This is a genomic window from Allobosea sp. GW821-FHT10B12 (assembly GCF_059415545.1).
In genome coordinates, this window is record NZ_JBWKNL010000009.1 from 102,520 (window position 1) to 120,862 (window position 18,343).

Here is an 18,343-nt window from a genome sequence, read left to right on the forward strand (position 1 = left end):
CGGCGCGAAGCCGGCCCGTCAGTCGAGGATGAGCACGCGCGTCAGCAACAGGTCGCCGAGCCGCGCGAAGCGGGCATCGATTTCTCGCCCGGTCAGGAAGTCCGGCGACAGGTCCTCGGCGAGGCGTAGCCGCACCCGTCCATGCGCGTCCCAGTGCGTCAGTTCGGAGGCGTGGAAAGACATCGGGCGGCGCAGCAGCGGATGCAGCGTCTTGAACAGGCTCTCCTTGGCCGAGAAGGCCAGGGTCGCCAGGAAGGAGTGGATACCGACATGGCGGCGCTCCCATGGCGTCATCGCCTCGAGCGCGATCTCCGCTACGGCCTGCCGGTCGAGCATTCGCTCGACATCGACCCCGACCCCGCGGCAGCGCCCTGGCCTGGCAACCATCGCAACGGCGATGTCGGCGCTATGCGATATCGAGCCGATGATGTCTGCCGGCCAGATCGGCGCGCGATCAGGCGCAATGCCCGGGCTGCCACCCCGCCCAGTCAGCAAGCGCATCGCCTCGCTTGCGCAGCTGCGGCCGGCGAGCCATTCGGCGCGCCGCCGGGGCGCGGCGCGCGCTACCTGCTCCGGTAGGGCAATGTCGACGCCTGTAGGGCCGGCCTCCCGAGTGAAACGCATCGCTACGCAGCGATAATCTATGGGTTCGTCACCCCACGGGCGGATCGGCTGAGGAAGGCCCTCACGCACCGAGCGTCGCACCACCGTCCACGACGATGTCCTGCAGCGTCACGTGGCCGGCCTGGTCCGAAGCGAGGTAGAGGACCACATCGGCGACGTCGTCGGGCGTCGCGATCTTGCCCAAGGGTATGCCGAGTTTGAACTGCTCGGGCAGGCCGGCGACGAGCCTGTCTTTGCCTGCGGGATCCTTCAGCATGCCGCCCAGCATCGGCGTGTCGGTCGAACCCGGCGAGACGACATTGCAGCGCACGCCAAAAGGCGCGAGTTCCAGTCCGACGCAGTGGCTCAGAGCCGTCAGTGCCGCTTTGGAGGCGCAATAGGCGGTCATGCCAGTGCGCGGCACATGGGCGGCGTTGGAGGCGATGTTGACGATCGCACCCCGGCGCTGACGCTGGAAGACGGGGATCCATTGCTGCAGCAGGTAGAATGGGCCGCCGGCGTTGATGTCGATACAGGCGCGCCAGTCCTCCGCCGTCAAAGTCTCGGCCGCACCGAGTCGCAGCACGCCGGCGGCATTGACCAGGATGTCGAGATGGTCGGCTTCCGCCTTGAGGCCGTCGCTCACCGCCTTGATCTGTGCAGGATCGGCCAGATCGACTGCGAGCATCCTGAACGGCGCCTGCTCTCCCGACTGTCGGTCCAGGCCGACCACCTCGGCGCCCGCCTCGACAAAGCGTTCGGCGATGCGCCGGCCGATGCCCTGGGCCGCGCCCGTGACCAGCACGCGCCTACCTTCGAATTGCCGTTCCATGGCCGATGCGAGCTCAAGCGGCCAGACGGCGCTGCTCGATCAGCGACCACCAGCCGTTCAGCGTCGGCACGCGGGCGAGGTCGTCGAAGCTGACGGTGACGCCGCGTTCCTTCAATTCGCCGGCGAGCACCATGACCTGCACGGAATCGAGCCCGTAGAAGATCAGATTCTCCTCGGGATCGAGCTCGGTCTCGTCCTCGACCAGCTCGAGCAGGCGCGCCTGCAACCATTCGCGCGTTGCCTTCGGGCGTTCTGCGGCTCCTGCCAGGCTCTCGGTCGCGACCAGCGCGCCGCAGCGCGTCGCGACATAGCGCAGCGCCATGCGGTGCTCGGCCTCGGAGAAATCGGCGACGGCATCACCGACGAGGAAGGGTTGGATGTCGCTCATGAAGGCGTCGACCGCTGTCACCATGCAGCCGATATGGGCATAGACGCCGCCGATCACGAGTTGGTCGCGGCCGAGAACCCGCATCCGTTCCAGCAGGTCCGAGCGCTTGAAGGCGCTGTAGCGCCATTTGGTCAGGACGATGTCCTCCGGTCCGGGCGCCAGCTCGGCCACGACCTCCTGGAGATCGGGCGCAGCGACAGTGAGGCCGGGCCCCCACATGTCGTTGAGCAGGGCGCGATCGCCGGCTGGCTGCTCATGCGGCTGGGCGGTGTAGACGACCGGCACGCCATTGGCCCGCGCCCAGTCGCGCAGGCGCACGAGATTGCCGATCAGCTGCGGCAGCAGCCGGCCCTTCGCATCGTAGAAGCGTAGGAAATAGCGCTGCATATCGTGGATCAGCAGGACGGCGCGCTTCGGATCGGGCCGCCATTGCGTGCGATTGGCCGGGAAGGCGCTCGGCTCCGGCATCGGATAGTCGGTGATCTGCGGAATGGCCATGGGATCTCTCAAGACATGGGGAAGGGGTCAGGCGAGCTCGGCGCGCAGGCGCTTCTTGTCGATCTTGCCGACGGGGGTGAGCGGCATTGTCTCGATGAAACGGACGCGGTCCGGCAGCTTGTATTCGGCGACGCCGAGCTCCAGCAGGTGACGCCTCAATGCTGGCCCGCGCAGGGCCGCGTCGCGCGCGACGATGAAGGCGCAGCTCTTCTCGCCGAGCAGGGCGTCCTGCATGGCGACGAGCGCCGCATGCGTCACTTCGGGATGGCGCAGCAGCAGGTTCTCGATCTCCTCGGCCGCGACCTTCTCGCCGCCGCGGTTGATCTGGTCCTTGACGCGGCCGACCACGCGCAGATAGCCGCCGCGGACACGCTGGACGACATCGCCGGAGTAGTAGAACCCGTCCGCGTCGAAGACCTTCGCGCTGTGCTCGGGCGCGCGGTAATAGCCGCGAAAGGTGTAGGGGCCACGCGTCGCCAGCTCGCCGCTGGCTCCCTCCGGAACGGGGTCGCCGTCCTCGTCGACGATCTTGATCTCGTCATCGGGGCTGATCGGCCGACCCTGGGTGGTGAAGACGAGTTCATCGTCGTCACCGAAACGGGTGTAGTTCACCAGCCCCTCGGCCATGCCGAAGACCTGCTGCAGCCCGCAGCCGAACACGTCAGGCACCTGCCGCGCCAGCGCCTCGGCGAAGCTGGCGCCGCCGACCTGCATCAGCTTGAGCGAGCCGATAGCCGGCTTCTGCCGGCCTGCCGCCTCGAGCCAGAGCGCCACGGCCGTCGGCACCAGTGCGACCATGTCGACCCGGTGCTTCTCGATCAGGGAGAAGCAGGCGAGCGGCTCGGGGCTCGCCGCCAGCACGACACAGCCGCCGGCATGGAAGACGCCGAGCGCGCCGGGCGATGACAGCAGGAAATTGTGCCCCGCCGGCAGCGCGCAGAGGAAGCGCGTGTGTGGCGAAAGCCCGCAGATCTCGGCGCTCGCCCGGACGCTGTAGTCGTAGTCGTTATGGGTGCGCGGGATTAGCTTCGGCGTACCCGTGCTGCCGCCCGAGAGCTGGAAGAAGGCGACCTCATCGGCGGGCGATGGCAAGCCGGCAGGCGCGGCGCTGGTCTCGGACGCCAGCCAGCGTTCGAGATCGTTGTAGGCGCGGTTGCCGCCGAGCAGGAGCACGAGCGACAGGCGCGGCGACAGCGTCCTGAGCTCGGCAGTGAAGCTGTCATCGGCGAACAGCTCGTGCGCCCGGGCCCCCACCACCAGACTTGGCTCGATCTGTTGCGCATAGGAGGCCATCTCCAGCTTGCGATGGCTGAAGAGCGCGTTGACCGGAGCGACGCCGATCTTCAGCAGCGCGAAGAAGACAATGTAGAACTCGGCGCAGTTCGGCAGCTGCACCAGCGCCGTATCGCCCTGTCCGAGCCCGGCTTCGCTCAATCGGAAGGCAAGATTGGATGCGCGCCGGTCGAGCTCGGCATAGCTGATCTGCCTGTCGCCGCAGATGATCGCCACTGCGTCGGGGCGTTCCCGGCGCTGCGTGTCGAGGATGCGGGTCAGGGGCTGGTCGAGCCAGTAACCGCGCTCGCGATAGCGCGAGGCGAGCTCCGCCGGCCAGCGCTGGAATTCGATCGTCATCTCGGCTCTCCGAAGGCTCAGGCAGCAAGGCCGCAGGCGCTGAGCATGGTGCCGAGCTTGGCCTGGACTTCCTCCCATTCGGAGGCTGGATTCGAGGCTTCGACGATGCCCGCGCCGGCGAAGAGCCGCAGTGTGTCGTGCCGGGCGATGCCGCAGCGGATCGTGATCGCCCATTCGCCATTGCCCTGGGCGTCGCACCAGCCGACCAGGCCGGTGAACAGCCCGCGCTCGAACGGCTCGACATAGCGGATCAGCTTGTGGGCGCTCTCGGTGGGGAAACCGCAGACCGCGGGGGTCGGATGGATGATGCAGGCGAGCTGGAGCGCGGTCATCTCCGGATCCGTCAGGACGCCCTCGATCCGGGTCGAGAGATGCCACATCGCCGCCGTGCTCATCAGCGATGGCGCATCGGGAACGTCGAGCTCTGCGCAAAGCGGCGCGAGAATCGCCTGGATGTTCTCGATCACCAGCCGATGCTCGTACTGGTCCTTCTCGGAGCGTTCCAGGCCGTCGGCCGCGGCCCTGTCGGCATCCGGATCGCGTTGGCGCTTGGCCGAGCCGGCAAGCGGGTTCGAGACGATCCGGCCGCCTTCCTTGCGGATCAGCAATTCCGGACTCACACCGACCAGCTCGCCTTCGTCGGGCAGGGGGATCCTGAACAGATAACCCTGGCTGTTCTGGGCGCGCAGGCTGGCCAGCAGCCGGCCGACATCCATGCTGTCGGCGAAGCGCAGCTCGCGGACCACCGACAGCACAGCCTTGCGGACATCGCTGTGGCGGAAATTGACGATGGCGTGCTCGACCGCCTTCTTGAAGCCGTCCTCGTCCGGAAGGCTACGCTGGTCGAGCAGGTCGGGAACGCCTGATGGTTCGCTTGGCGCCTGCGCAAGAGCGGCCTGCTCGCGCCACTCATACGCTGCCGGGACATAGAGACAGGAGGGCTCCCGCACATCGAAGGGAATGGCGCCGATCAGGATCGGATTGTCCTGACCCGTCCGCCGTGCCCGCTCGAAAGCGGCCTCAACTGCCACGTGCAGGCCTTGCCCGCGCTGCTGCCCGCCTCGGGCTGGCACTGAGACACATTCGTGAACGCCGGAGGAAAGTAATTCTTTTCCATTTGATGCGAATAAAGCACCAAATTTGAAATTAATGCTCTGTTGCAAGGCTAAATTTTCCAGCATTGAAGTTACTCTACTTCTAAAGAGGCTTCATTCGCAATGCTGATCGCAAGCGTTGACAGCTTCTTGCTTTCGTAAGAAGCAATGTCAACCAAAATCGACTTGCGATCATTCATTATAAATTCTCAAAATAAACATCATGAGCTCACGAGAACTAACACTTATGCAAGCGGCTTACTGGGTTGGCCGTCGCTCTTCCGCGCCGCTCGGCGGGGTTGCTGCACATCTTTATGGCGAGTTCGATGGCCGCGATCTCGAGCCGGGTCGGCTGCGCGATGCTGTCCGCAGGCTCTGCCGGCTGCACCCGATGCTGCAATTGCGGGTCGACGCCGAGGGCGCCCAGCATCTCGATCCGGCGGCCGATCTGCTGCCACTCGAGGTCGAGGACATGCGGGGGCTTTCGCCGGAGGTGCTGGAGAAGCGCCTCCTCGCCAAGCGCCGGCTCTGGGCCCATCGCCAGCTCGACCTTGCGGACGGCCAGGCGGCGGCATTCGGGTTGAGCCTCCTGCCGGGCGGCGCTTTCCGTTTGCATGTCGACACCGACATGATCGCAATCGACCCCAACAGTTTCCGGCTCGTCGTCGAGGATCTCGCCCGCCTCTACGACCATCCCGATCAACCCGCGGAGCCGGCCTCGCGCGGCTTCTTCGACTGGTTGGACCGGACGGCCGCGGATGCCGACCTCATGGCGCGGCGCGATCGCGACAGAAGTTGGTGGCGCGCCCGTCTCGCTGACGTCCCCCCGGCGCCCGACCTGCCCACAGCACCTCATGCTCTGGCAGAGCCGACAAGCGGGCGCTTGGCAGCCCGACTTTCGCCCGACGAGCGCCGCGCCCTGGAAAGGCGCGCCCGCGATTTGCGGGTGACGCCGTCCGTGCTGGCGCTCGGCCTCTTCGCCGTCGTGCTCGGCCGTGCGACCGGCCAGACCCGCTTCCGTCTCAACGTGCCGAGCTTCTGGCGCGTTCCGCTCGTCCCCAACGTCGAGCGGATCGTCGGCGAGTTCTCGAACGTGCTCATCCTCGGCGTCGACCTTGCCACTCCACCGACGTTGGCGGAGCTGTGCCGCGACATCGGCCGCCAGATGGTCGAACTCATCGCCCGTGATGGCTATCCAGGCGTCAGCGTGATGCGCGACCTGTCGCGGCTGCACGGCTCGGTGCAGACCGCGCCGGTCGTCTTCACCGCCGGCCTCGGGCTCTCCGGCGGCGAGCTCTTCAGCGAGAGCGTCGGGCGCGTTTTCGGGCCGATGAACTGGGTGATCTCGCAGGGGCCGCAGGTGGCGATCGATGCCCAGGTTGCGGCCTGCGACGGCGGCATCCTGATCAACTGGGATGTCCGCCTCGATGCTCTGCCGGAGGCCTGGGTCCGCGAGGCTTTCGAGGCCTATGCCGCGCTGCTGCGCAAGGTCGCCGCGCAGCCGGAGGCGCTCGACGCCGCGCCGACCGCGGCAAATGCACGGCCGAGCCGTGAGCCCGCCAACCCGACCGAAGACATGCTGATCGGCCTGCTCAGGCGCTTGTCGCCGGGAGAAGCGGTACACGGGGGCAGCGTGATTATCGAGGCCGCCCAAGCCGAGATCACCCGCTTCCTTGACCGCTACTGCCCCACTGGCACGCCGACGCATGCGGATTTCGGCGAGGCCGTGTCGCCTCGCAGCCTCGCCCGTCTCGTCCGCGCCCGCTCCGACGGCGCCTCGGACGAGATCGCGCGCATCTTCCTGGAGACGATCGATGCGGGATGATTTTTCCGATGCCGTGCAGGGCGGCGCCTTCGACCCCAACGAACTGCCGCTGGCCGACCTGCAGCAGGCCTATCTGCTCGGCCGCGAGCGGCATTTGCCGCTGGGCGGCGTCGCCATGCAGGAATTTCGCGAGTACCGCGGCGCGATCGACATCGAGGCGCTGCCGCAGCGCCTGCTTGCCATGGTCGCGCGGCATCCGGCCCTGCGCACGCATATCGACGCGCAGCGCCGGGTTTCGTGGGTCTCGCCCGAGCCGGGCGTCAACTATGACGAGATCGACCTGCGCGGTCTGTCACAGGCAGAAGCGTTTGTCTGGATCGACGGGCAGCGCGAGGACTATGCGCACCGCCTCTTCGATCTCGCACGCTCGCCCTGGAACGTGACGGTGTTTCGCCTGCCGGAGCCGGAAGCGGATGATCCCGACCGGACGACCTGCGTGCTGTTCGCCCGCTTCGATGCCTTGATTCTCGATGGCCGCGCCATCGCTTCGCTGCTGGTCGAGCTGCTGGGCGGCGAAGCACCGAGCTTCGAGGCTGCCGCCCTGCCGCCGCCTGCCGACGAGGCGAAGCGGCGCGAGGACACCGCCTACTGGGTCCGGAAGCTCCAACCGGTCGAAGGCCCGCCGCAACTGCCCTGGACCAAGCCGCTGGAGGCGATTCCCGCCTCGCGTTACGAACGCGAGAGCCTGACGATCTCCCGCGAGAGCTTCACCCCGCTCTGCCGCTTCGCCGCCAGGGAGCGCCTGTTCAAGAACACGGCTGTGACGGCCGTCATCCTCGAAACCTTGTCGCATTGGCTGAGCGAGGGCGCACTCTGCGTCGGTATCCCCGTCGCCCCTGCCGCTTCCGCGGAGCTCGCAAACCGGTCGAGCTTCATCGCAGTCAACTGGGATGCCCGGCAGGGTAGCTTCCGCGAGCGCGCGCAGGCCTTGCAGGGCGATGTGCTGGAGGGACTGGAGCATCTCTCGCAATCCGGCGTCCAGATCAGCCGGTTGCTGATGAACGCCCATCCGGGTGGCCCCGCTCTGCCGGTCGTCGTCACCAATTGCCTGTCCTGGCCGAAGCTGGCGAGGGACTCGGGCATCCGCCGCCATGGCGGCCTGACCCAGACTCCGCAGGTCGCCATCGACATCCGCTTCTCGGATGATGCCGAGGGCAATCTCGTCATCGGCATCGATCGCGCCCGCGAGGCGATCGACCGCGGAATCGTGCGCGACATCCTCGCCGCACTCGACCGGCAGATCGCGGCGATCTGCGCGTACGGCGCCTTCGAGAGTGCGCGGGGCGAGATGCTCGACCTAGCCCACTACCGGCTCAACGGCTCCGAAAACGACTTCACCTGCAGCCGTTTCCTGCAGCGGATCGCCGATAATCTCTTCACCGGCGATCCCGACAAGATCGCCTTGATCTCGAGCGCCCGCCGGATCTCCTATGGCGAGCTCGGCATGAGCGTCGGCAAGGCGATCCAGGCGCTGCGCGAACGCGGTGTAGGCAAGGGCGATGTCGTCGCGATCTGCCTGCCGCGCGGCCCGGAGCACACCGCGATCACGCTCGCCTGCGCGCTCGTAGGGGCGATCTGGGTTCCGATCGACGCGGCCTCGCCGGCGGAGCGGCTCGACTATCTCCTGGCCAATTGCCAGCCCGCCCTTGTCGTCGCGGCGACCGCCGTTGCGGGCCACGAGGCGGCGACGCCCGAAGCCCTGCTGGCGGGCGAGCCGCCGGACGATCCGCTCGCGCTCCTGCCGGCACTCGACGCGCTCTCGGCGAGCAACGAGCCCGCCTATTACCTCTACACCTCCGGCACCACCGGCCGGCCGAAATGCGTGGTGCTCTCGAACCGGGCGACCTCGAACGTCATCGGCCGCACGCTGGAGAACTGGCAGGCGACGGCGAGCGATGTCTTCATCTCGGTGACACCGCTACATCACGACATGTCGGTCTTCGATGTGCTCGGCTGCCTGACGGCGGGTGCGACCCTGGTCCAGCCAGCGCCGGGGGAGGAGAAGGACGCGATCGCCTGGAACCGGCTCGTCGCCGAGCACAAGGTCAGCCTCTGGTGCTCGGTGCCGGCGATCCTGGAGATGCTGCTCTCCTGCCGGCGCGGCGACGAACTGCGTTCGCTCAGGCTGATCGCCCAGGGCGGCGACTACATCAAGCCGGCGGTGATCGCCGAGCTGCGCCGTCTCGATCCGGCGCTGCGGCTCATCTCGCTCGGCGGACCGACCGAGACGACGATCTGGAGCATCTGGCACGAGATCGCTCCCGAGGACACCGGGCAGATCCCCTATGGCCGGCCACTGCCGGGCAATCGCTACTTCATCCTGAATGAGCGCGGCGAGCATTGCCCGCTCGAGGTCGTCGGGCGCATCCACACCGCCGGCGTCAATGTCGCGCTCGGTTATCTCCAGGACGGCGTGCTCGGACAAAGCGACTTCGTCACCGTCGCCGATGAATCCGGCAAGCCGGTGCGCGCCTTCCGCACCGGCGACCGTGGCCGCTATCGCCATGACGGCAACATCCTCTTCGCCAGCCGGGTCGACGGCTATGTCAAGGTCCGCGGCGTGCGCGTCTCCTTGCCGGATATCGAGGCGGAGCTCGGCGCCCATCCCGAGATCCGCCAGTTGCTGGTGGTCGATTGCGGCAGCGAGCAGCGCGGCGAGGCCGAGATCGGCGTCATCTACGTGCTGGCGCAAGCGGGCAAGCTCAGCGCTGCCGACTTGCGCGCCCATGCGAGGCGCGTGCTGCCGGATTCGCATGTCCCGACCCGTTTCGTCGAGGTCGATGCATTGCCGCTTTCGGCGAACGGCAAGCCCGATCGCCGCAAGGCCCGCGAGCTGCTGGCTGCTGCCACTGAACGCCGCGAGCCGCAGGCGGCAAGGGCAGCGCCGCCAGCCAACTCGCGCAGCCGCAGGATCCTCGATCTCTACCTCGCCGTGCTCGGCCAAGCGGCCTCACCGGACATCGACGACACCACCGACTTCATCCGCCTCGGCCTGCTGCCCTCCCACCTCAAATCCGTGGCGAGCCGAATCCGCAACGAGCTCAACGCCGATCTGACGCCGCATCAACTGCTGCGCTGCCGCAATGCCGGGCAGGTCGCGCTGCTGCTCCGCGACCAGGAGCGGTGAGGCAACTCGCCGCCGCCCGCATAGTCTGAACAGGAGATTCCCATGTCGCAGGCCGATTCGCGCCGCGCCCTCATGCCGCTGACCCTGCCGCAGCTCGATTTCTGGGAGGAGTTCACTTTCCATCCTGACGAGCCGATCGCGACCGTCGCGCATTGCCTCGACATCGACGGCGTGACGGACGAGTCGGCGTTGGTCGCGGCCATCGTCCAGACCATCGCCGAATCCGACGTGCTCTGCGTGCGCTTCCATGTCGAAGAGGGCCGCGAGAGGCCGCGTCAGAGCTGTGATCCGCAACTGTGGCCCGCTCTGCAGCAGATCGACCTGAGGGGGGGCGCCGACCCTTTGCAGGACGCGCGGTCGCGGATGGAAGCAGACGTCGCGGCGCCGCTCGACCTGCGTGGCGACGGCCTTGCTGCGACCTGGCTCCTGCGCCTCAGTGAGCACCGTTATCTCTGGTACATCCGCGCTCACCACATCGTCCTCGACGGCTATGGCTTCACGCTGATCGAGCAGCGCTGCGGCCAGCTCTATTCGCAGCGCCTCACGGGGTCTGAGGCCGGCCCGGCCTTCCACCCCTTTGCCAGTTTCATCGCGGAAGAGGAGGCCTATCGCGCCGGCCGCCGCCACGAGAGCGACGGCGCCTTCTGGCGGGACGAGTTCGCCGCGCACGCACCGCTGCCGATATTGCATCGTGGCGACAAGCAGGCCGGTGAAACACCGCACGAGGTCTATGGCACGCTGTCAGCAGGCGTCAGCGCGGGCTTGCGCCGGCTCTCGCAGGAGACCGGCGTCGGCTGGCCCGACCTGCTGGTGCTGCTCTCCGGGCTCCATCTGTCGCGCAGCTTGCCACGGGAACGGATAGACGGGCGCGAGGTCCTGGCCTTCTGGCTGCCCTTCATGAGCCGCTGGGGCAGCCTCGCCGCGCACATGCCCGCCATGGTCGTCAATATCCTGCCTTTCCATCTGTCGTTTGGACCGGAGGAGAGTCTCGCAGACGTCCTGCGCGGGAACGCCGCCACGCTGCGGACGCAGCGTCGGCATGGCCGCTACCGGATCGAAGAGATCGCCATGGACAACGGCATGCCCGAGGGCAGCCGCTATTTCTTCTCGCCGCTGATCAATGTGCTGCCGTTCAGTGCCCCGAGCTTCCATGGCTGCACGGTGACCCGGGACATCATGGGCAGCGGCCAGGGCGAGGGCATCGACCTCACCTTCCGCGGCGAGGACGACGGCAGCGAGCTGTCATTCGCGATGTCGGCCGACCCAGCGATGTTCGCGAAGGAGCCGTTCGAGCGGCATGGCGATGAATTACCGGCCTTCCTGGCCCAGGCACTCGCGCCGGAAGCACTGCCTCGTCCGATTGCGGAGCTTCTGGCGGAGCAGCGAGAGGATGCGCTCGGCTTGGTGTGAGCGCGATGACGTCGTCATGCTCGCCCTTGTGGCGAGCATCCACGTCTTGAACACCGCCTTGCCCGAAGGAAGACGTGGGTGGTCGGGACAAGCCCGACCATGACGGGAAGGCAGCGCCCATAGGCGCTCATCCCTCCTGTAAATGCGCGCCCAGCTCGGCCAGCTTCACCTGCGCCCCACCGGCACGCCCCATCAGCTTAAAGACGGCACTGGTCGTCGCCTTGATCTTCTCGACCTCCTGCGGCCCGTAATGCTCGGAGCGATAGCTCATCAGCACGCGGATCGAGCGGTCGCCGGCGAGATCGGCCTCCTCCATCACCTCGAAATGCAGGCCGAGCATCGATTCATGCCGCTCGGGGTCGACCTGCCGGAAGGCGATGCTGCGCCCGTCCGGCAGCGCCAGCTCGCCGTTCAGCTTGTTCTTGGCGTGGATCTGGATGAAGACCTCGAAGAGATGATCACGGCCCGGCGTCATGCCGAGCGCCTCCTCGACGAGGTCGATCGGGATCTCGCTGGAGGGCAGCGACTCGTTGATCACGTTCCTGACTTGGCCGACCAGGCCGCCGAGGCTCACCGCCTCGTCGAAACGGATGCGGTGGGCGACGACGGTGGTGAAGTAGCCGACCGTGTCGAAGAAGGCAGCGTCGCTGCGGCCCGAGGCCGACGTGCCGACCACCAGCTCCGATAGAGAGCCGAGCTGGCGCAGCGAAGCGGCGATGCCGGCATAGACCACGTTGAACAGTGAAGCGCTGCTCTGCTTGGCGAGGGCATAGAGTCCTTCCGTCGCCTCCCGGTCGAGCTTGAACTCGACCCAACCGCCGGCAGCGGACGCCTTTTCACCGGCAGGCTCGGCCTGATCCTGACGCCGGAGGATCGGTTGCGGCTGCGGCGCGCCGCGCAGCATGTCGGTCCAGTAGCCGAGATGCGCCTGGTCGACGCCGGCCGCATACTGGAGGCGTGCGAATTCGTGGAAGGGCGCCGGCGCATCCGACCAGACCGGCATGCCGCCGGCCGCACGCACGCGGTAGCAATAGGCGATCTCGTCCATCATCAGGTTGACCGACCACTCGTCGAGCACGACGTGGTGGAACAGGAAGGACAGCACCTGCCGTCCGCTCGCCGGGTCGACCAGGAAGCGCAGGCGGAACGGCAGCTCGCTGGCGAGGTCGAAATGGTGCAGCGCCTCGTCGCGGCGCTCGACGCCGACGCTTTCGGCGCTCGTCCAGAACCATTTGTAGCGCGACAGCTCGGCGGCCGGCACGACCTGCTGGATCACAGCATCGCCCTCGCGCCGGAACAAACTGCGCAAGCCAGGATGGCGCTCAAGCACATCAGTGAAGGCACGTCCGTACAGCGCCTCATCGACCGGCTCGAGGAAGTCGAGCGCGAAGGGCAGGTTGAAGATTTCATTGAAGCTGAAGGCGGCATAGGCCTTCCACAGCGAGGCTTGCGCCAGCGAGAGCGGCGCGCTCGGCGCCTCCTCGATCACTGCGACCCGCGACATCTCCGGGTTAGACTGGCCGGTGCAGCGCGCCCTTTGCGCGAGGGCAGCGGCGCTTGGAAAGCTGAACAGGTCATTGAAATGAACTTCGACGCCGTGCTGGCTCAGCAAGCGCCCGATGATTCGTGTCGCGATCAGCGAATGGCCGCCATGGTCGAAGAAATCGTCCTCCGGACCCAGTTCCGGCGCGTTGAGGGCGGCGCGGAACTCGGCGAGGATCAGGGCCGTCACCGCATCAGCGGCTGGCGCCTCGGCCGCGGCTGTGACCGAGCCTGGCACTGGGGCTGAAGACAGAGGCGAGATGCCGGGCAGGGCGGTGTCGCCCTCGGCGAGCCAGGCTAGGAAACGCTCCAGCAGAACCGGGCCGATATGCGGCGTGAGCGCCTGCCCCGTCACCAATTCGACGGCGATGCGGCCAGTCCCGCCGCGACCGACCGCCAGCGCGAGATCCGGCCGATCTTCTAAAGTCGGCAGTGGCAGCCGTTCGACCGAGACACCGGCGATGCAAAGCTCGCCGGCTGGATTGCCCAGCCAGCTCACGGTCAGTGTCGGGCGACCACCCTTGCCAGCCCGTAGCCCCGGCGACGCTGCGCCCGCCTCATCCAGACGCTCGAGGATCGCGCCGACCGCCGCCTCGGTCTGTCCGCGGCCATCGACCGTCAAGACGGGAAGGCCAGGATTGACCAGCTCCTGCGGTGGATCGGCGAGCTCTTCGGTTGCGAGCAGCAGATCGATCTCGCCATGGCCGCTGAGTGCCGAGAGATATCCGGCAAAGCGCCCGGCGAGATGCGCGAGGACCTTGCGATCCGGCGCGCCCGGTTCGAGCCCGGTCAGCAGACCGGCGTCAACCTGGGCGCTACAGCGCCCGGCCAACCCTGGCATCTGCGCCACGTCACCGCCCGCACCATGGTCTGTGATAATGTTGGCGCTCCTGCGTATCCAGCCGGGCAGCATCGCAGACGTTTCGCGCGCTGCCGGACCAATGCCAGGCGCCCCGGCTTTCATGCGCTGCGCCGAGCACACGGGCTTGCCGGCATAGGCTTCGGCGAGCGCGCGAAGAAGCTGCTCGATCGATCCGGCCTCGCCGAGGATGCGATGCGCAATCAAAGCGAGGAGCGTCTCCTGTGGACAGGCGATCACGAGCGCTTCGAAAGGCGGCTCGCTCTCGCAATCCCAGCTCGCGCCTTGCCGGTCGAGAACCAGCGCGATCGCCTGCTCGCGCGTGTCGGCCCGGATCAGGCGCAGAAATCGCCCTTCCTCGCCGGCGTGGCGCTTGTGCAACTCGCCGTCCTCGCTGAAACGGAAGCGGGAGTTGAGATCAGGCCAAACACGGACGACATCGCGGGCCGCGCCGGCAAGCCGGGCGAGGTCGACATCGCCGGTCAGCCGGCAAGCGACGACGTGCTTCAGGATCGCATCCGGAGCCTGTTGCTGCGCCAGCCAGACATGCTCCTCGTATTCTGTCGGCGTTGGCGTCGCCGTCCCGGCGAGCTTCTGCAGGGCGGCATCGAGACGCCGCTGCTCGTCGTGGGTGAGCAGGTGGTCGAAGTCGGCAGCCATTGCTGGTTTCCTCTCGCTTCGGCAAATCTCGGTGGACGGGGTTCGCGCGGTCTCAGGCGTCGAAATCGTCATGGACGGCGACGGCGCCGCGGCGCCAATAACCGTGAGCGCGAACCCATTTGCCATTGGCGCCGCGCTCGTCGACGACGACGCCGCGCAATTGCTTGGCGGTGCCAGATTCGCAGGCGATCCAGGCGAAATAGTCTCCGGCCGGAAGATTCACGGCGCGCAGAGCGGCGAGCAGCGCCGCGCCGGGTTCCGCGCCGGCCGCACGGTGAGCCCAGATCACCTCGATGCCCGCAGGGCAATGCAGCGGCAGTTCCTCCTGCGCGCCGCCGACCTCGATCAGGGCGATCGCCCGGCTACCCTCTGGCAGCTCCTCGAGCCGCCGCGCCAAAGCGGGAAGCCCGGTCTCGTCTGCGACCAGGAGGTGCCAGTCGAAGTCGAAGGGAACGATGAAGGAGCCGCGGGGGCCGGCGATCCAGGCGGAATCGCCGGGCTCGACCGTCGACGCCCAATGGCTGGCCGGCCCTTCGTGCAACAGGGCGAAATCGATATCGAGCTCACCCGCCCGCGGATCATGCCGCCGCGGCGTGAAATCGCGCGCCAGCGGGCGCGGGCCGCTTTCCGGAAATGCCAACCCGTCCGGGCCGACGGTAGGCAGGATCGGCTTCGCTTCGCCGGGGGCGGCGAAGAACATCTTCACATGGTCGTCGAAGCCGAGGCTGACGAAGCCTTCGAGCTCGGGACCGCCCAGCGTCACGCGCCGCATCGACGGGCTGAGATCGGTCACGCGCAGGACGTGCAACTGCCGCAGTACCACCTTGTGACGCTGGCGCTTCGGCAGGCGTTCGCTCAGCACGCCCGTTCCATCGGCGTTACTCATCATCTCGATTCCTTGCGCGTGCTGGCTCGTGGCGGCGAGGCCGCATCGAGTTCGATCCGGCCATGCTTCCTGGCCGTGGGGTTCTACGACGCCGCAATCCGTAGCCGGTGGTCATTTGGTCAGGATCAGTTTTCCCTGCCGCGTGATCTTGAGGCGATAGAGTTCACCGTGATGGTCAATCCCAATCTCCGTCTTCCCTTCGAAAACCGCCGTGCTGAAGATCGTCCTGACTGGTCTCATCGCAGCCGAGCGAAGCCGGCCAGTCTCCCGATCGGGGCATCCAGGGACGATTGAGGAAGACGAGAGGTACTGGCTATTCATGAAAACCGCTCGGAATGACAGGCTGCAGCAAATGCACGAGCAGCTTAATCAATCTCAAAAAGGCAAGCAATTACAATAGTTTATATGTGTAAGCATTAAAAGTTGCGGGATGAAGCTCAAGAACGCTCGATTGCGGGGGTGAACTCACGAACCAATCCGGACGGATTGCGCTGGAAAGCCTTCAGCGCGCGCCGGTTGCCGGAAGGGGCGGCGGCATCCACCGCGGCCGCCGGTGCAGGCGCCTGCGACGCCGGCGCAGTTACATCATCGTGTTGCCGCCCGAACAGGGCGAAGCCTGGTCCCGACAGTACGCTGGCCGGTGGTGCGAGCGGCTCGGATGTCGGCCCGGCCCAGACGATCGCCTCGGAATGGCTCAGGGACCGTTCGATCACACCCATCAGCGGACCTCGATGCGCGGGTCGAGCCATGCTTGCAGCAGGTCGACGACCATGTTGACGATGATGACGAGCAGCGAGCAGAGCAGCAGCACGCCGAGAAAGACGTTGAAGTCGCGCCGCATCATCGCTTCGAAGGCGAGGCGCCCGAGGCCGGGCCAGCTGTAGACAGTCTCGACCACGACGGCGCCGCCCAGAATGCCGCCGAAATGCATGCCGGCGAGCGTCGTCACCGGTAGCAGCGCGTTGCGGAGGATGTGCCGCGTCGCGACATGGAAGGGCGTGAGGCCCTTGTCCGCCGCGGTACGGATGAAGTCCTGCGAGGCGACCTCGAGCATCGTCGCCCATGTCAGCCCTGGCGTAGATCGCGACGTAGAAGAGCGCGAGCGATGCGGCCGGGAGGATCGTGGCGGGCCTTGTCGAGAAGGCTCTCCAATCCCGAATGGTCCGCGCCGATCGTCTCCGCACCGCCGCTCGGCAGCCAGCCGAGCTTGACCGGGAACAGCACGATCGGCATCAGGCCGATCCAGAACCCGGCACCGAATAGAAGATCAGCGAGCCGACGGAGATGACCCGGTCGGGCCAGCGGCCTGCATTGAGGGCCATCACCGTGCCCAGCGTGATGCCGAGCAGAAGCGCCATCGACAGGGCAAGGTCCATGAGCAGCAGCGTACCCGGCAAGCGCTGCGCGATCAGATCGGCGACGGGCATGTTGTAGCGCGGCGAGAAGCCGAGGCTCCCTTGCGCGAGATTGCCGAGATAGGTGAGCAATTGGTCGAGTACAGGCAGGTCGAGGCCGAACTGCTTGCGCAGCACCGCCATCGTCTCTTCGGTCGCGGCTCCCGCCTCGCCGGCCATTCCGTCGGCTGCGTCCCCCGGCGCGAGCTGCAGCAGGAGAAAGTTGAGGATGACGATGCCGATGACCGTCGGCACGGCCTGGATCAGAGTCTTGCGCAGGACGCCGGATAAGCGGGAAAACGACATTCAAGCAATCTACTGATGTTATAGATTATTTGAGGGCGCCGAGGCCCACTTTGTCTCCGGTCCCTAGTGCAGGCTGAACCGTGTCGGAAAACGCTCGCCGGACTTGCCCGGAGGCGCGCTGAAAGCGGTCAGCCTTTCGAGCAGATCGAGACCGGCGGGCCAGTCGCCAAGGCCGCTCTCGGCATCGAGATGTCCGGCATTGCCGACGTCGATGAAGGCGGCGTCCCACATATTGGCGAAGATGCGCGCCCGATCGATAGCCATATGAGGATCCGTACGGCTGGCGACGACGAACGCCGGAAACGGAAACGGGTCGCATGGCAGTGGGCCGAACGAGGAGAGCCCGGCCGTGAAGGCGGTTCCGGTCTCGGGATCGACCGGGGCGACGAGCATGGCGCTGCGGATCGGCCGATCGGGATATCGCGCCGCCAGATGAGCAATCACGGTCGCGCCGAGCCCATGGCCGACGAGCACGGCATTGGGGCGATGTCCGACATGCTCGCACAAGATTTCGAGCCATGACTCGAGATGCGGGCGGGCGGTTTCAGGTTGCTCTACACGATGGACGAAGTCGAGCTGGCTTTCCCAGCGGGCCTGCCAATCCGTAGACTTCACCCTTGATCCGAGAACGATGAGGATGGCCATGCGGCGCCTCCTTTCATCGTGTCATCATCAATGCCAATTGCTTGTTCGGTCAATAAAACGACTTAGCAAATTTGGACCTGATTAGAGAACGATACTCTGCCGTTTATCGGCGGAGATAGGATAGTCGCCCCAAGGCTCAGATGCCGGCGCCGTATTGCAGAGTCTCGTCGAGTTTCCCGTAAATTCCACGCCAGTACAGCAGCGCACCCTCGTCCTGCGCTTGCCGGATCGCCTTGATCCGGCCGATCAGGATCGTGTGCGAGTGACGCTCGATCGCCTCCTCGGCCTCGCAGTCCAGGACGGCGAGGGCGCCGACGAGCGTAGGCGCACCGGTCACGAGCGGGGCCCAGCCGCCGTCCGCGAAACGGGCCTCGCCCTTGAAGCCGCCGCGACCGGCGAAGCGGTCGGCAATGGCCTGATGGCGGGCAGCCAGGACATTGATCGCGAAATGGCCGGCGGTCTCGATCTTCGGCCAGGCCGAGGCGCCGCGGTTGATGCAGACGATGACTGTCGGCGGCTTAGCCGAGAGGGCGGTCAGCGACGTCGCGGTCAGGCCGGCGCGCTCCCCACCATGAGCGGCGGTGATGATACTGACCGCACCCGCGACATTGCGCATATGACCGCCTTGAACGCGTCGGCGTG

Annotated in this window: 14 protein-coding genes and 1 pseudogene; 3 read left to right on the forward strand and 12 right to left on the reverse strand. The window is 66.7% G+C overall.

Going from position 1 to position 18,343, the window contains the following annotated elements; genetic code table 11:
• Positions 1–18: 18 nt before the first annotated feature.
• From AC07O0_RS25410 to AC07O0_RS25430, 5 genes are all read right to left on the reverse strand, one after another.
• Positions 19–624, reverse strand: a complete 606-nt coding sequence (locus AC07O0_RS25410) for a 4'-phosphopantetheinyl transferase family protein (RefSeq protein WP_494626927.1) — start codon at positions 622–624, stop codon at positions 19–21.
• 61 nt (positions 625–685) lie between these two features.
• Positions 686–1,435 (reverse strand): 2,3-dihydro-2,3-dihydroxybenzoate dehydrogenase, encoded by a 750-nt coding sequence (dhbA, locus tag AC07O0_RS25415; protein ID WP_494626864.1) that lies wholly within the window; start codon positions 1,433–1,435, stop codon positions 686–688.
• A 13-nt stretch (positions 1,436–1,448) separates the two neighbouring features.
• Complete coding sequence (locus AC07O0_RS25420; RefSeq protein WP_494626865.1) at positions 1,449–2,321, reverse strand: isochorismatase; 873 nt, start codon at positions 2,319–2,321, stop codon at positions 1,449–1,451.
• Between the two features lie 27 nt (positions 2,322–2,348).
• Positions 2,349–3,953 (reverse strand): (2,3-dihydroxybenzoyl)adenylate synthase, encoded by a 1,605-nt coding sequence (locus AC07O0_RS25425; protein WP_494626867.1) that lies wholly within the window; start codon positions 3,951–3,953, stop codon positions 2,349–2,351.
• 17 nt (positions 3,954–3,970) lie between these two features.
• Entirely contained in the window at positions 3,971–5,134 is a 1,164-nt protein-coding gene (locus AC07O0_RS25430) for an isochorismate synthase (protein ID WP_494626868.1), read from the reverse strand.
• Positions 5,135–5,294: 160 nt separating this feature from the next.
• Between AC07O0_RS25430 and AC07O0_RS25435 the strand changes: the two genes are divergently transcribed.
• Genes AC07O0_RS25435 through AC07O0_RS25445 form a run of 3 tightly spaced genes read left to right on the forward strand, consistent with a single transcriptional unit; the run spans position 5,295 to position 11,409 of the window.
• Positions 5,295–6,872 (forward strand): condensation domain-containing protein, encoded by a 1,578-nt coding sequence (locus AC07O0_RS25435; protein WP_494626870.1) that lies wholly within the window; start codon positions 5,295–5,297, stop codon positions 6,870–6,872.
• On the forward strand, positions 6,862–9,999 hold the full coding sequence (locus AC07O0_RS25440) for an amino acid adenylation domain-containing protein (protein WP_494626871.1): 3,138 nt from the start codon (positions 6,862–6,864) through the stop codon (positions 9,997–9,999). The genes AC07O0_RS25435 and AC07O0_RS25440 overlap by 11 nt, the downstream gene beginning before the upstream one ends.
• A gap of 42 nt (positions 10,000–10,041) precedes the next feature.
• The gene (locus AC07O0_RS25445) at positions 10,042–11,409 is read left to right on the forward strand and encodes a condensation domain-containing protein (RefSeq protein ID WP_494626873.1); all 1,368 of its coding nucleotides are present in this window, start codon (positions 10,042–10,044) and stop codon (positions 11,407–11,409) included.
• 127 nt (positions 11,410–11,536) lie between these two features.
• Here the strand turns inward: AC07O0_RS25445 and AC07O0_RS25450 are convergent, their stop codons facing one another.
• From AC07O0_RS25450 to AC07O0_RS25480, 7 genes and pseudogenes are all read right to left on the reverse strand, one after another.
• Positions 11,537–14,470 (reverse strand): condensation domain-containing protein, encoded by a 2,934-nt coding sequence (locus AC07O0_RS25450; RefSeq protein ID WP_494626874.1) that lies wholly within the window; start codon positions 14,468–14,470, stop codon positions 11,537–11,539.
• 52 nt (positions 14,471–14,522) lie between these two features.
• On the reverse strand, positions 14,523–15,359 hold the full coding sequence (locus AC07O0_RS25455; RefSeq protein ID WP_494626876.1) for a siderophore-interacting protein: 837 nt from the start codon (positions 15,357–15,359) through the stop codon (positions 14,523–14,525).
• A gap of 108 nt (positions 15,360–15,467) precedes the next feature.
• Entirely contained in the window at positions 15,468–15,677 is a 210-nt protein-coding gene (hemP, locus tag AC07O0_RS25460; protein ID WP_494626878.1) for a hemin uptake protein HemP, read from the reverse strand.
• 116 nt (positions 15,678–15,793) lie between these two features.
• Complete coding sequence (locus tag AC07O0_RS25465) at positions 15,794–16,075, reverse strand: hypothetical protein (protein WP_494626880.1); 282 nt, start codon at positions 16,073–16,075, stop codon at positions 15,794–15,796.
• A pseudogene (locus AC07O0_RS25470) lies at positions 16,075–17,056 on the reverse strand (ABC transporter permease). Before AC07O0_RS25470 ends, AC07O0_RS25465 begins: the two are co-directional and overlap by 1 nt.
• Positions 17,057–17,119: 63 nt before the next feature.
• Positions 17,120–17,701, reverse strand: a complete 582-nt coding sequence (locus AC07O0_RS25475; protein ID WP_494626882.1) for an RBBP9/YdeN family alpha/beta hydrolase — start codon at positions 17,699–17,701, stop codon at positions 17,120–17,122.
• Positions 17,702–17,837: 136 nt separating this feature from the next.
• Positions 17,838–18,317, reverse strand: a complete 480-nt coding sequence (locus AC07O0_RS25480; RefSeq protein WP_494626884.1) for a flavin reductase family protein — start codon at positions 18,315–18,317, stop codon at positions 17,838–17,840.
• Positions 18,318–18,343 lie beyond the last annotated feature (26 nt).